Raw genomic sequence first — 13,345 nt, forward strand, 5'->3', positions numbered from 1 at the left:
CTTCTCCAACGTCTACTTCTCAGCGCCGCGATCGTGAGCTGGAGCGGAACCGGCGTCCTGGCCCAGACAGGGCCGCAGCCGGCGACCGTCCCCCTGTCGGCGCCCGACGCCGCCGCGCCTCTCGCGTCCCCCGAGGCGCGGGCCGACGCCCTGATCGCCCGCATGACGCTGGAAGAGAAGGTGGGCCAGATCAGCCAGCAGTTCGTGCTGGGCAGCGCCGCGCCGGTCGAGGCGCGGGTGCGGTCGGGCGGGCTGGGATCCCTGTTGTTCGTTCGCGATCCCGTCGTCATCAACCGTCTGCAGCACATGGCGGTCGAGGAGACCCGCCTGGGGATCCCGCTGCTGTTCGGCTATGATGTCGTGCACGGTTTCCGCACGATCTTCCCGGTCCCGCTGGGCATGGCCGCGACCTGGGATCCTGACCTAGTCGAGCGGTCACAGGCGGTCGCCGCCGCCGAGGCGCGCGCGACGGGCATCCACTGGACCTTCGCCCCGATGCTGGACATCACCCGCGACCCGCGCTGGGGCCGCATCGTCGAAGGGCCGGGCGAGGATCCGCATCTCGGCTCGGTGCTGGCGCGCGCCCAGGTGCGGGGTTTCCAGGGCGAGACCATCGGAACGCCGGGCCGGGTCATCGCCGGTCCCAAGCATTTCATCGGCTATGGCGCGTCCGAAGGCGGGCGCGACTACGACAGCGTCAACCTGTCCGACAACCAACTGTACAACGTCTATCTGCCGCCCTTCGCGGCCGCCATCGAGGCGGGCGCGGGCAATGTCATGAGCGCCTACATGGAGCTGAATGACGTGCCGGCGGTGGCCAACGATTGGCTGCTGAACGACCTGCTGCGCGGTGAACTGGGCTTTGAGGGCTTCGTGGTCTCGGACGCCAACGCCGTACGCAGCCTGATCCCGCAGGACTTCTCCCTGGACCCGATGGACGCCGCCGTGCGGTCGGTCAGAGCCGGGAACGACATGGAGATGTCGCTGGGAACCGGCGCCTTCGGCCAACTGGTCGACGCGGTCCGGCAGGGGCGGCTGGAAGAGGCGGTCGTGGACCGCGCGGTGCGCCGGGTGCTGATCGCCAAGTTCAGGATGGGTCTGTTCGAACAGCCCTATACCGACCCGGCGCTGACGGAGGGCGTGCTGTCGGCGCCGGAGCATCGTGACCTGGCGCGGGTCGCGGCGGAACGGTCGATGGTCCTGCTGCAGAACACCGGCGGCCTGCTGCCGCTGCAGCGCGGCGCGCACCGGCGCGTCGCCGTGATCGGACCGATGGCCGACTCGCCCATCGACACCGTCGGCCCGTGGTCGTTCGCGGACAAACCGGCCGAGACGGTCACCCTCTACGCCGGCGTGAAGACCGAGCTGGCCGGCGCGGCCGAGGTCGAAACCGCGCCCGGCGTCCAGCTGCGCCGCGGGACGGCGTCGATGTTCGCCGCCCTGAGGCCGCCGCCCCGGCGCTGGACCGAAGCCCAGGCCGACGAGGAGTTCACGCGGGCGGTCGAATTGGCCGGCCGGTCGGATCTGATCGTGCTGGTGGTCGGCGAGGACTTCTACATGAGCGGCGAGCAGGCCTCGCGCGTGTCCCTGTCCCTGCCGGGACGCCAGCAGGCGTTGATCGACGCTGTCGCCGCCTTGGGCAAGCCCGTGGTCATGGTGATGATGAACGGGCGGCCGCTCGACATCCGCGAGGCCCAGGCCAAGGTCCCCGCGATCCTGGAGGCGTGGCATCCCGGGTCCGAAGGCGGCGCGGCGGTGGCCAACGTCCTGTTCGGGGACGTGAACCCCGGCGGCAAGTTGCCCGTGACCTGGCCGCGCGAGGCGGGTCAGATCCCGCTCTACTACGCGCATAACGCGACCAAGGAGCCCGCGGGCGTCGCCACCCGATACTGGGATGAGGCGTCCACGCCGCTGTATCCGTTCGGCTACGGGCTCAGCTACACGACGTTCGGCTTCTCCGACATCGCCGTCGATCGGCCCGCCATGGCGCGGGACGGACGCATCACTGTTTCGGCGGTCGTGACCAATACCGGCGATCGTACGGGCGACGAGACCGCCCAGCTCTACATCCATCAGCAGGCGGGCCGGGCGACACGCCCCGTGCGTGAACTGAAGGGCTTCCAGCGCGTCACCCTGGCCCCCGGCGAAAGCCGCACCGTGACCTTCACCCTGGGGGAAGCCGAGCTTCGATACTGGAGCGCGGCGGAACGCGGCTGGGTGATCGATCCAGGCGCCTTCGACGTCTGGATCGGCGGGGATTCCCGGGCCGAACTGCACACCACCTTCGAGGTCCGCTGAGGCGAACCTCGAAGGCCGGCGGCAAGGGTCAGGCGGCGGTCGCCGCCCGTCCCAGTCCCGCGCCCTTCCAGCCGTACCAGGCCACCACGGCGAAGCAGGCCGCGGGCAGCAGGAAGGCGACGTTGGCGCCGTACAGGTCGGCGAGACGCCCCATCGGCCAGGGCAGCAGCACCCCGCCGCCGATAGCCATGACCATCAGCGATGACGCCTTCTTGGTCCCGCTTCCCAGGCCGGTCGTGCCCAGGGCGAAGATGGTGGCGAACATGGTCGACATGAAGAAGAACACCGCGATCAGGGCGATGGGCGAGACCCGCTCGATGCCGGCCGCGACCACCAAGGTCAGCGCCACATTGATCAGGCCGTAGGTGGTCAGCAGGGTGCGTGGCTTGACCCGCAGCAGCAGCGCCGTCGCGGCGAACCGTCCGACCAGATAGCCGATGGCGGCCAGCGACAGCATGAAGGCGCCTTGCTGCGACGTCAGGCCGGTCCAGTTGTGGGTGACCAGATTGATGAAATAGGCGCCGATGCCGACCTGGGCGCCGATGTAGAGGGCCTGGGTGACGACGCCGGCGATGAAGTGCGGCTGTTGCGCCAGGGAGCGGGCAGGGGCATCGCCCGCGACCGCCTCACCGTGATCCGACAGGCCCGTCTCGGGCAACCGGGCGCGCCAGACGGCGACGGCGAAGACCAGCACCGCCACGGCGATCAGGCCGTACACGGTCTGGATCGAACGGGTCGCGCCGCCCAGGGCTTGCGTGGTGCTGGGGCTGAAGAACACCGCCCCGCCGATCAGCGGCCCGAAGAAAACGCCCAGGGCGTTGAAGGACTGGGCCAAGTTGAGCCGCTGCGACGCCTTGGCCGGGTCGCCCAGCACATTGACGTAGGTGTCGGCCGAGGTTTCGAGGATGCACAGGCCGGCGGCCAGGACGAACATCGATCCGACGAAAGGCAGGAAGGCTCCGGCCGCCGCCGCCGGGATGAACAGCAGCGCGCCGAACGCGGTCACCACCAGGCCCGAGACGATGCCGAACTTGTAGCCCCGTGCGTGCAGCAGCATTCCGGCCGGGAAGCTGATCAGCAGATAGGCGCCGAAATAGGCGATCTGCAGCCAGGAGCTGTCGGCCTGGCTGATGCTCAGGGTTTCCTGGAAATGCTTGTTGAGGACGTCCAGCAGGCCGTAGGCCAGCCCCCAGATCAGGAAGCAGGCGATGGCGAAGGCCAGGGGGCCGCGCAGACTTCCCCCCGGCCGGTCCAGTCCGCCCGGCGTGTGGGCCGCGTCCGTTTCGATGACCATGAAATCCTCCCTCTCGGCCCCGTCTTTCGCGGCGGCTTGGCGTGTTTCAGATGCGGTAGATCGCCTCGGCGTTGGCGGCGAACAGCCGCTTCCGCTCGTCGTCGCTGAAGCCGGCGGTGATGGCGTCGAAGGCGGAAAGGACGGCGTCGAAACTGCCGTGGACCTTGTCGACCGGGAAGTCGCTGGCGAACATGGCGCGCCCGGCGCCGAAGGCCTCGATGCACTCCAGCACCACCGGCCGGATCGTCTCTGTCGTCCATGCGCGGTCGGTGATGCCCAAGCCGGAGATTTTGATCGAGACCTGTGGCCGGGCGGCGAGCCGATGCAGGCCGTCGCGCCAAGCGGCCATGCCCGCCGGGTCGCGATCGGTCGGCAGGCCGGCGTGATTGACGATGAGCGGGATGTCGGGATGGCGATCGGCCAGCGCCGCCGCCGCGGCCATCTGCGACGGATAAAGCTGCAGGTCGAACGACAGGTCGTGCCGCGCCAGCCGAGCGAAGCCGGCCTCCCACGCCGGATCCAGCAGCAGGTCGCGGGTGGTGTAGGTCTTGGACGGATCGGCGTGCCAGCAGACGATCTGACGGATGCCGCGCACATTCAGGCGGGCGGCGTGGCCTTCCAGCAGGGCGTCGAGATCGGGATCGGTCAGATCCGCGCCGGCGACGATCCCCTGCGGGAAGCCGCCGTCGTCGGCGAGGGATTGTAGCCAGTCGGTCTCCGCCAGTTGCGCCCCGCGCGGCAGGCCGCATTCGACATGGACAATCTTGTCGATCGTCCAGCCGGCGGTATCGGCGCGGTAGTCGGCCAGGCCGTAGTCGCGGTGAGCGATCGGGCTCATGTCGCCGGCCGGATTGTGGGGCAGCGGCTCGTCCTGAAGCCAGGCGTAACGCGCGCGCGACAGGTCCCAGAGGTGGACATGCGGATCGACAATGCGGATGTCCCTGCCCACCTGCATATGCCCCTAGTAGGTCGTCCGGCCGCCGGAGGTGTCGAAGGTCGAGGCCGTGGTGAAGCTGCACTCTTCCGACGCCATGAAACAGACCATGGCGGCGCTCTCATCGACCTCGCCCAGCCGTCCCATCGGAATCTTGGAGCGCATGTAATCGACCTGACTTTGGGGCATCTGGGCCAGGATCGGGCTCTCGAAGGTTGCGGGCGTCAGGCTGTTGACGATCACGCCCGAGGTGGCCAGCTCCTTGCCCAGCGACTTGGTCAGGCCGATCACGCCGGCCTTGGAGGCGGAGTAGGCCGAGGCGTTGGGGTTGCCCTCCTTGCCCGCGACGGAGGCCACGTTGACGATGCGCCCGTAGCCGTTCTCGAGCAGATAGGGCACGACCGCGCGGCAGCAGTAGAAGACGCCGTTCAGATTGATGTCGATGACCCGGCGCCAGCTGTCGATCGGGAAGTCCTTCACCGGCACGGTGGCGCCGGTGATGCCGGCCGAGGCGATCAGGATGTCGATCCCGCCTAGCGCGTCATGGGCGGCGAGCGCGGCGTCAGCCACCGCGTCGGCGTCGGAGACGTCCAGGGCGACCGTATGAGCCGCACCGATCTCGGCGGCTGCGGCGGACAGGGTCTCGGCGTTCAGGTCCCAGAGCGAGACCTGGCCGCCCTCGGCGACGATGCGGGCGGCGGCGGCCTTGCCCAGGCCCGAGGCGCCGCCAGTGACAATGGCGCGGCGACCGGAAAAGCGGCCTTCAAACACGGACATTCAGGCGGCCTCTTCGGTGGCGGCGCGCCAGGCGACGACGGTCTGTCGTTGCTGGCCCAGCTTCTCGATGCCCAGGGTCATGACGTCGCCGGGCTTCAGGTAGAAAGGTTCCGGCTTCTGACCCAGGCCTACGCCGGGCGGCGTGCCGGTGGTGATCAGGTCGCCGGGCTCCAGCGTCATGAACTGGCTGACGTAGGACACGATCTCGGCCACGCCGAAGATCATGGTGCGGGTGTTGCCGGTCTGCATGCGCTTGCCGTTCAGGTCCAGCCACATGTCCAGGTCCTGCGGATCGCCGACCTCGTCCGCGGTGACGATCCAGGGGCCGACGGGGCCGAAGGTGTCGCAGCCCTTGCCCTTGTCCCAGGTGCCGCCGCGTTCCGTCTGGAAGGCGCGCTCGGACACATCGTTGATCAGTACATAGCCGGCGACATGATCCAGGGCGTCGGCCTGCTCGACGTACGAAGCGGTCCTGCCGATGACGATGCCCAGCTCGACTTCCCAATCGGTCTTCTCAGAGCCGCGCGGGATCATGACTTCGTCGTTCGGCCCGGTCAGGCAGGTGATGGCCTTCATGAACACGACCGGCTCGGTCGGCTCGGGCAGGCCGGACTCGGCGGCGTGGTCGGCGAAATTCAGGCCGATGGCGATGAACTTGCGGCTGCCGTTCACGGGCGTGCCCAGGCGGGGCTCGCCCTCGACGAGCGGAAGGCTTTCAGGATCGACGGCTTTCAGCCGCGCCAAGCCTGCGCCATGCAGCAGGTCCGGCGTGATGTCGGGGACGAGGCCGGACAGGTCGCGGATGCGGCCTTCCCCATCCAGAAGGCCAGGTTTCTCAAGGCCTTTGGGGCCGTAACGCAACAGTTTCATCAGGACGCCTGGCGGGGGTAGGGGCGGTGAAGGGCGATGTCCCGGTTCAGCTCGACGCCGAAGCCGGGGAGATCGGGGACCTTGAGCTTGCCGTTCACGGGGACGGGCTCGCCGATCAGCTGCGGATGGAACATCGGCACGACCTCGTCGGCCTTGGGCGCCATCATCAGGAATTCGGCGAACGGGCTGTCATGGCGCGTCACCACGAAATGGTAGCTGTAGACCGATGACCCGTGCGGGATCGTCAGCACCTTCCGGGCGTCGGCCATGTCGGCGATCTTGATCAGCTCGGTCAGGCCGCCGCACCAGCCCACGTCCGGCTGGATGATGTCGCAACACTCCATCTCCAGCAGCATGCGGAAGCCCCAGCGCGTGGCCTCGTGCTCGCCCGTGGTGACCAGCATGCCGGGAGGGGCGGCCTTCTTCAGCGCCTGATAGCCCCAGTAGTCGTCGGGGCTCAGCGCTTCCTCGATCCACTTCAGGCCATGGTCGTTGGCGGCGTGGGCGAGGCGGGTCGCATAGTCCAGATCCAGCGCCATCCAGCAGTCGAACATCAGCCAGAAGTCCTCGCCGCAGCGCGAGCGCATCTCAGCCAGTTCGGCGATATTCTTGGCGAACCCCTCGTCGCCCTCGGCCGGACCGTGGTGCAGGGGCATCTTGCCGCCGATGAAGCCCATTTGCTTGGCCAGGTCGGGGCGGGCGCCGGTGGCGTAGAAGGTCAGTTCGTCGCGCACCGGTCCGCCCAACATGGCGAACACCGGCTCCTGACGCAGGCGGCCCAGCAGGTCCCACAACGCCAGATCGACGCCGGAGATGGCGTTCACCACCAAGCCCTTGCGGCCATAGTACTGGGTTGAGAGATACATCTGGTCCCAGATGGTCTCGACATCGGACGGGTCGCGCCCCTCGAGGAAACGGGCCAGGTGCTTCTCGACGATATAGGCGGCCGGCTCGCCGCCGGTCGTGACCGCAAAGCCGACGACGCCGTTCTCGGCCTCGATCTCGACCACCAGCGTACCCAGGACATTGATGCCGAAGCTGCGGCGGCTCTGCCGGTACTCAGGGTATTTCGACATCGGCGTGGCGATGTGGTCATCGATCCAGTGACCGTCCGACTGGTCGTGATAGTCCGCGCCGCCGCCCCGCACCACGAAGGCGCGCACAGCCTTGATCTTGGACAGCCGGCTCACGTGGTGCGATTCCGGTGATCGTTTCCCATATTCCGGGATGGCACTGGCGCTTCTCCGTGCTCCGCGTCAAACTGGCTTTCAATCGCCGCTTTGCTTGCGTGTTTTGCTACATTCTGAAACAGGTGCTTACGTGATGGGACAAACTGCGTCAATCGAGACGGGCGAACCCGAGGAAGCCGCCAAGGCTTCCGGCAGCCAGACGCTGTTGCGCGGTCTGGACGTCATCGACGCCCTGATCGACGGGCCGTTGTCGCTGGCCGAACTGTCGGAACACCTGCAACTGACGCGCAGCACGACCCATCGCCTGGCGTCGGCGCTGGTCGATCGCCGCCTGCTCTCGTTCCGCCCGCGCGAGGGCTACACCCTGGGGCCCAAGCTGCTGGAGCTCGGGCACGCGGCCAGCCAGCAGATGCATCTGCCGCGCATCGCCCGGCCATGGCTGGAGCAGCTGTCGGCGACCACCGAGGACACCGTGCATCTGGGCGTTCTGGACGGACGCCACGCCCTTTATCTGGACAAGGTCGGCGGGCGTCGACGGATCAACATCGGGTCGCGCCTGGGCGAGCGGCATCCGATCGCGTCCACGGGCCTGGGCAAGGCCCTGATCCTGGACAAGACCGAGACGGAGTGGGTGGATTTCTATTCGCCGGAAGGTCAGCCGTTCGATTCCGCGGCGCGCGCCGTCTGGCTGGAACGGATGCGAGGGTATGCGGCCAAGGGCTACGCCTTCGACCTCGAGGAGAACGAGGACCAGATCCGCTGCGTCGCCGCCCCCGTGCGCGGCGTGGACGGCCAGGTGATCGCCGCCATCAGCGTCTCCAGCGCCGCCCAGTACATGAGCGACGCCCGCATGGCCGAACTGACCGTGACGGTCATGGACGCCGCCAATGCCATCAGCCTCGATCTCGGCTGGTCGCCCAAACCCTGAACCTCGCCGGAGCCCGCATGCTGCTTGAAAACAAGGTGGTGCTGGTCACCGGAGCCTCGCGCGGGATCGGCCGGGCGACCGCAATCGAAGCGGCGCGGCAGGGCGCGGATGTCGCCATCAACACCTTCAACGACGCTGAAGAGGCCTCCGCCGTGGTCGCGGCGGTCGGGGCGCTCGGGCGCAGGGCGATCGCGGTGGACGGCGACGTGGCCCTGCCCGAGAGCGCGACGGTGTTCGTGGACGCGGCGGTTGAGGCGTTCGGGCGGGTGGACGTCTTCGTCTCCAACGCCGGGATCTGCCCGTTCCACGCCTTCCTGGAAATGCCGGTTGAGACCCTGCGCCGGACGATGGAGGTCAACCTGCACGGGGCCTATTTCATGGTTCGGGCCGCAGCCAACCAGATGGTCAAACAGGGCAGGGACGCCGAGGGGCGAGGCGGTTCCATCGTGGCCATCAGTTCGATCTCCGCTTTGGTGGGCGGCGAGATGCAGACCCACTACACCCCGACCAAGGCCGGGGTGCACAGCCTGATGCAGTCTTGCGCGGTCGCCCTGGGGCGGCACGGCATCCGGTGCAACTCCGTCCTGCCGGGAACGGTCGCGACCGACATCAACAAGGACGACCTCGCCGACCCGGACAAGCGTCGCTACATGGAGGGGCGCATCCCCCTGGGCCGGCTCGGCCGCCCCGAGGATATCGCCGGCGTCGTCGCCTTCCTGGCCTCGGACATGGCGTCCTACATGTCCGGCGCGGCCCTGCTGGTCGATGGCGGCGCCCTGGCGAACTTCCAGTAGGGCGCGGGACGATGAAGGCTGCATCCATCGGCGATTACCGCGAGCTCGCCCGGCGTCGCCTGCCGCGCTTCCTGTTCGAGTACATCGACGGCGGCTCCTATTCGGAGACGACCCTGCGTCGCAATGTGTCGGACCTGCAGGACATCGCGCTGCGCCAGCGCGTGCTGCGCGACGTGTCGAAGATCGACCTGTCGACCACGCTGTTCGGTCAGAAGAGCGCCCTGCCGGTCGCCTTGGCGCCGATCGGGCTGGCCGGGATGAACGCCCGACGCGGCGAGGTTCAGGCCGCCCGGGCGGCGGCGGCCTTCGGCGTGCCCTTTACCCTGTCGACGGTTTCGGCCTGTCCGATCGCGGAGGTGGCGAAAGGATCGCCGGCCCCGTTCTGGTTCCAGCTCTACATGATCCGCGACCGCGCCTTCATGAAGGACCTTCTGGCGCGGGCGGCCGAGGCAGGGTGTCCCGCCCTGGTCTTCACGGTCGACATGCCGGTGCCGGGCTCGCGCTATCGCGACCTCCGGTCCGGCCTGGCGGGCGCGCCGGGGTTCGCGGGCGACCTGAGGCGGATTTGGCAGGCGGTCCAGCGACCGGCCTGGGCGTGGGACGTGGGGGTCAACGGGCGCCCGCACGCCCTGGGCAATGTGGCTCCCGTATTGGGCGACGGCTCCGGCCTGGAGGATTTCTTCGCCTGGATGCGGGACAATTTCGATCCCTCCGTGACCTGGCGCGACCTGGAATGGGTGCGGGATCAGTGGAAGGGCCCGCTGATCATCAAGGGACTGCTCGACCCCGAGGACGCCCGGGCGGCGGTGGATCTGGGGGCCGATGGCCTGGTGGTGTCCAACCACGGCGGCCGCCAGCTGGACGGCGCCCTGTCATCGGCGCGCGCGCTGCCGGCGATCGCGGAGGCGGTTCAGGGGCGGGTCACGATCCTGGCGGACGGCGGCGTGCGCAGTGGTCTGGATGTCGTGCGGATGCTCGCGCTCGGCGCCGACGGCGTCTTGATCGGTCGGGCGTGGGCCTATGCGCTGGCGGCGCGGGGCGAGGCCGGCGTGACCCATGTCCTGGACCTTCTGGCCGCCGAAATGACCGTCGCCATGGCCCTGTCCGGGGTGACCTCGGTCGACGGGATCTCCGGGACCATGCTGGCGCACTGAAGGATCGCCTGACGGCTTCAGGCGGTGTCAGCGATGACGGATCGGAGCGCCGTCGATCCAGCTTTGTGCGACGGACAGGTCGTCGTTGAGGATCAGAAGGTCCGCGGCGAACCCTGGCGCAATGTGGCCGCGTTCGCGCTGCAGCCCCAGGAAGGTGGCTGGCGCGGCCGAGGCCATCATGACGGCGGTAGGCAGATCGAGGCCCAGCAGGTCGCGGGCGTTGCGTACGGCGGCGGCCATGTCCAGGTCGGAGCCGGCGAGCACGCCGCGCTCGTCCAGGCAGGCGCCGTCCTTCACCGAGATGCGGCGGCCCTGAAGATAGAAGTGATCGCTGCCCGCGTTGACGCTGGGCATGGCGTCGGTGACCAGCATGAAGCGGTCGGCGGGCCGGCAGCGCAGGGCCAGCTTCAATACGACCGGATCGACATGGTGGCCGTCGACGATGATCCCGCACCAGGCGGTAGTGTTTTCCAGCGCCGCCCCGACCACGCCCGGCTCGCGGCTGGTCAGCGGCGACATGGCGTTGAACAGATGGGTGAAGCCAGTCACGCCCGCGTCCAGAGCGGTTCTGGTCGTCGCATGGTCGGCGTCGGTATGGCCGGCGGCGACCACGGCGCCGCCCTCGACCAGGGCCGCGATCATGTCGGGCGAGGTCATTTCCGGGGCCAGGGTGATCAGGGTCCGGCCCGTCTTCATCCGGGTCAGCAGGCGCACGGCCTCGGCGTCCAGGGTGCGGAACTTGTTGGGATCGTGGATGCCCTTGCGAGCGACGTTCAGGAAGGGGCCTTCGATATGGATGCCCAGCACCCCGGGCACGCCGTCGGCCATGGCCTGTTCGACCGCGTCGATGGCCCGGTCGATGACCGACAGGTCGTCGCTGATCAGGGTCGGCAGGAAGCCGGTGGTGCCGAAGCGCCGGTGGGCGGCGCCGATGCGGGCGATAGTCTCGATCGTGGGCGCGTCGTTGAACAGGACGCCGCCGCCGCCGTTGACCTGGGTGTCGATGTAGCCGGGGACCAGTCGATCGCCGTTCAGGTCGTGATCCGCCGCTTCCGGGAAGGCGGCGCGTAGGGCGTCTTCCGGCCCGACGGCGGCGATTCGGTCGCCGTCGATGACCACGGCGAGGTCCTCGTGAAAGGCGTCCTCGGCCAGAATCCGCCCGTTGTACAGCAGGATGGGCATCAAACGGTCTCGGTCACCTTGTTGAGATAGGGCGGTCGGTCGGGATCGAAGCCGCGCGCCGTCGAGAGCGTCGCCGCCAGCCGGTAGAAGCTCTGGATCAGCAGGATCGGCTCAAGCCACGGATGGCAGGGCACGGTCGGCAGGGCGATGACGCCGGGCGCGGTCGTGGCTCCGGCGAAGAAGACCCGGGCGCCCCGACGGGCGAAGTCGGCGGCCAGATCCACGGCGTCGTCGCGTGTCGCGTCCGACTGGGGCAGCAGCAGGACGGGGAAGCCGGTCTTGACCAGGGCCATTGGACCGTGGCGCACCTCGGCGGTGCTGAACGCCTCGGCGTGCAGGCCGCAGGTCTCCTTCAGCTTCAGCGCCGCCTCGCGGGCCACGCCGAAGCCGACGCCGCGGCCGACAACATAGAGGCTGGTCGCGTCGGTCAGGGCGGGCAGGGCGGCGGACCAGTCCTGTTTCCAGGCGGCGTCCAGCTGTCGCGGCAGATCTTTCAGCCCCTCGGACAGATCGGCGTCGCCGCTCCATTCCGCGACCAGATGGGCGATGGCGCTGAGGCTGGCGATGAAGCTCTTGGTCGCGGCCACCGACAGTTCCGGACCGGCGCGCAGCGGAACGGTCAGGTCGGCCACGTCCGACAGGGGCGACCCCTCGACATTGACCAGGGCGATGACGAAGGCGCCGCCCGCCTTGGCGGCGGCGGCGGCGGCGACCAGATCCGGGCTCTTGCCCGACTGCGAGACGGCGAAGCAGACCCCGCCGGGAATGCGTGGCGTAAGCCCATAGACCGAACTGAGGGCCAGAGGCGTGGGACTGGTCAGGACGCCGGTTTCGGCCTCGATCAGATAGCGGGCGAAGACCCCGGCATTGTCCGAACTGCCGCGGCCGCAGATCAGGGCGGCGGTGGGCGGGTGCGCGCGCAGGTGGGCGGCGGCGCGGGCGACGATCCCGGCGTTGTCACGCAGCTGGGCGGCAACCACGGCCGAGGCCTCGGCGGCCTCGGCGAACATCTTCGTGTCTTCAGCGCGCATCAGGCGGGGCCGTCGTTCAGTTCGGCGACGAAGTCGTAGGCGTCGCCGCGATAATAGGACTGGGTGACCTCGACGGCCTGGCCGGCGTGGAAGGCCCGGCGCTCAATCAGCAGCCCGGCCGCCCCGGCGGTGGTGCCCAGAAGTTCGGCCTGCTCGGCGTTGAACAACACGGCGCGTAGGCGCTGAAGCGCGCGGTTTGGGCGATAGCCGGTGTCGGCCAGGGCGCGGTACAGGGAGGCGCCGACCGCGTCGAGGCCGGGCAGGCAGGCTGCGGGGATCGTCGAATACTCCAGCGCCATCGGCAGGCCGTCGGCGTAGCGGATGCGGCTGAAGCGATAGACCGGCGTGCCGGGGCTGAGGCCAAGCGTCAGCGATTCTTCCGGCGTCACGGCGCCTTCGCTGCGGTTCAGCCAGGAGCTGGTCGCCTTGCGGCCGCGCGCGGCCATGTCTTCCGAGAACGAGGTCAGCTTGGAGAAGCTCTTCTCCACTCGGGCGGCGACGAAGGTGCCGGCGCCCTGACGACGGGTCAGCAGGCCCTCGGCGACCAGCCCGTCGAACGCCTTTCGCACCGTGATGCGCGACACCGCTAGGCCCGAGGCGAGGTCGCGTTCGGGCGGCAGGGCCTCATCAGGTTTCAGGGCGTGACGCTCGATCGCCTCGCGCACCGCGTGCTGCAGCTGCTGGTACAGCGGCGCCGGACGCTGGGCGTCCAGCGGGCCTATGGCTTCGAGAAACGACATTACGCCCCGTCCAATTCAAACAGCCCGTTTGATGGGCCCATCTGAACGCAAGTCATGCGACCAATCAAGTACCAATATAATAAAAGAATAGGCCCAATTATCATTTTGGTCTTGCGCGTCGTGATTGTTTGATGAAAGTCTCGTGTCAACGGC

12 protein-coding genes are annotated in these 13,345 nt (G+C 68.6%); 4 read left to right on the forward strand and 8 right to left on the reverse strand.

What is annotated here, in order from left to right:
* The first annotated feature begins 33 nt into the window (after positions 1 to 33).
* Positions 34 to 2,298, forward strand: coding sequence for a beta-glucosidase BglX (bglX, locus tag AC1RRF_RS04995; RefSeq protein WP_492833357.1), 2,265 nt, complete (start codon positions 34 to 36; stop codon positions 2,296 to 2,298).
* A gap of 28 nt (positions 2,299 to 2,326) precedes the next feature.
* Here the strand turns inward: bglX and AC1RRF_RS05000 are convergent, their stop codons facing one another.
* The 5 genes from AC1RRF_RS05000 to rhmD are packed head-to-tail and all read right to left on the reverse strand — an operon-like array spanning position 2,327 to position 7,363.
* Positions 2,327 to 3,592: an MFS transporter gene (locus tag AC1RRF_RS05000; RefSeq protein ID WP_492833358.1), complete on the reverse strand. Its 1,266-nt coding sequence runs from the start codon at positions 3,590 to 3,592 to the stop codon at positions 2,327 to 2,329.
* Between the two features lie 46 nt (positions 3,593 to 3,638).
* Complete coding sequence (locus AC1RRF_RS05005) at positions 3,639 to 4,547, reverse strand: amidohydrolase family protein (RefSeq protein WP_492833359.1); 909 nt, start codon at positions 4,545 to 4,547, stop codon at positions 3,639 to 3,641.
* A gap of 6 nt (positions 4,548 to 4,553) precedes the next feature.
* Positions 4,554 to 5,303 carry an SDR family NAD(P)-dependent oxidoreductase gene (locus AC1RRF_RS05010; protein ID WP_492833360.1) on the reverse strand — a complete coding sequence of 250 codons (750 nt, stop codon included), beginning with the start codon at positions 5,301 to 5,303 and terminating at the stop codon, positions 4,554 to 4,556.
* Positions 5,304 to 6,173, reverse strand: coding sequence for a 2,4-didehydro-3-deoxy-L-rhamnonate hydrolase (locus AC1RRF_RS05015; protein ID WP_492833361.1), 870 nt, complete (start codon positions 6,171 to 6,173; stop codon positions 5,304 to 5,306).
* On the reverse strand, positions 6,173 to 7,363 hold the full coding sequence (gene rhmD / locus AC1RRF_RS05020) for an L-rhamnonate dehydratase (protein WP_492833362.1): 1,191 nt from the start codon (positions 7,361 to 7,363) through the stop codon (positions 6,173 to 6,175). Before rhmD ends, AC1RRF_RS05015 begins: the two co-directional genes overlap by 1 nt.
* A 133-nt stretch (positions 7,364 to 7,496) precedes the next feature.
* On the opposite strand from rhmD, the gene AC1RRF_RS05025 reads away from it, so the two are divergent.
* Genes AC1RRF_RS05025 through lldD form a run of 3 tightly spaced genes read left to right on the forward strand, consistent with a single transcriptional unit; the run spans position 7,497 to position 10,239 of the window.
* Entirely contained in the window at positions 7,497 to 8,291 is a 795-nt protein-coding gene (locus AC1RRF_RS05025; RefSeq protein ID WP_492833363.1) for an IclR family transcriptional regulator, read from the forward strand.
* A 17-nt stretch (positions 8,292 to 8,308) separates the two neighbouring features.
* Complete coding sequence (gene lra1, locus AC1RRF_RS05030) at positions 8,309 to 9,085, forward strand: L-rhamnose 1-dehydrogenase Lra1 (protein WP_492833364.1); 777 nt, start codon at positions 8,309 to 8,311, stop codon at positions 9,083 to 9,085.
* 11 nt (positions 9,086 to 9,096) lie between these two features.
* Positions 9,097 to 10,239, forward strand: coding sequence for an FMN-dependent L-lactate dehydrogenase LldD (gene lldD / locus AC1RRF_RS05035; RefSeq protein WP_492833365.1), 1,143 nt, complete (start codon positions 9,097 to 9,099; stop codon positions 10,237 to 10,239).
* A 27-nt stretch (positions 10,240 to 10,266) separates the two neighbouring features.
* On the opposite strand, the gene nagA is transcribed toward lldD, so the two are convergent.
* The 3 genes from nagA to AC1RRF_RS05050 are packed head-to-tail and all read right to left on the reverse strand — an operon-like array spanning position 10,267 to position 13,192.
* Complete coding sequence (gene nagA, locus AC1RRF_RS05040) at positions 10,267 to 11,421, reverse strand: N-acetylglucosamine-6-phosphate deacetylase (protein WP_492833366.1); 1,155 nt, start codon at positions 11,419 to 11,421, stop codon at positions 10,267 to 10,269.
* On the reverse strand, positions 11,421 to 12,452 hold the full coding sequence (locus tag AC1RRF_RS05045) for an SIS domain-containing protein (RefSeq protein ID WP_492833367.1): 1,032 nt from the start codon (positions 12,450 to 12,452) through the stop codon (positions 11,421 to 11,423). Before AC1RRF_RS05045 ends, nagA begins: the two co-directional genes overlap by 1 nt.
* Positions 12,452 to 13,192 carry a GntR family transcriptional regulator gene (locus AC1RRF_RS05050; RefSeq protein ID WP_492833368.1) on the reverse strand — a complete coding sequence of 247 codons (741 nt, stop codon included), beginning with the start codon at positions 13,190 to 13,192 and terminating at the stop codon, positions 12,452 to 12,454. The genes AC1RRF_RS05045 and AC1RRF_RS05050 overlap by 1 nt, the downstream gene beginning before the upstream one ends.
* Positions 13,193 to 13,345: the final 153 nt, after the last annotated feature.

Source organism: Brevundimonas sp. GW821-FHT12C05 (genome assembly GCF_058807475.1).

Bases quoted from the DNA above. Each gene is read 5' to 3' on its own strand.
- AC1RRF_RS05000 (WP_492833358.1), bottom strand. From the start codon at position 3,592: ATGGTCATCGAAACGGACGCGGCCCACACGCCGGGCGGACTGGACCGG.
- AC1RRF_RS05005 (WP_492833359.1), bottom strand. From the start codon at position 4,547: ATGCAGGTGGGCAGGGACATCCGCATTGTCGATCCGCATGTCCACCTC.
- AC1RRF_RS05010 (WP_492833360.1), bottom strand. From the start codon at position 5,303: ATGTCCGTGTTTGAAGGCCGCTTTTCCGGTCGCCGCGCCATTGTCACT.
- AC1RRF_RS05015 (WP_492833361.1), bottom strand. From the start codon at position 6,173: ATGAAACTGTTGCGTTACGGCCCCAAAGGCCTTGAGAAACCTGGCCTT.
- AC1RRF_RS05025 (WP_492833363.1), top strand. From the start codon at position 7,497: ATGGGACAAACTGCGTCAATCGAGACGGGCGAACCCGAGGAAGCCGCC.
- lra1 (WP_492833364.1), top strand. From the start codon at position 8,309: ATGCTGCTTGAAAACAAGGTGGTGCTGGTCACCGGAGCCTCGCGCGGG.
- lldD (WP_492833365.1), top strand. From the start codon at position 9,097: ATGAAGGCTGCATCCATCGGCGATTACCGCGAGCTCGCCCGGCGTCGC.
- nagA (WP_492833366.1), bottom strand. From the start codon at position 11,421: ATGCCCATCCTGCTGTACAACGGGCGGATTCTGGCCGAGGACGCCTTT.
- AC1RRF_RS05045 (WP_492833367.1), bottom strand. From the start codon at position 12,452: ATGCGCGCTGAAGACACGAAGATGTTCGCCGAGGCCGCCGAGGCCTCG.
- AC1RRF_RS05050 (WP_492833368.1), bottom strand. From the start codon at position 13,192: ATGTCGTTTCTCGAAGCCATAGGCCCGCTGGACGCCCAGCGTCCGGCG.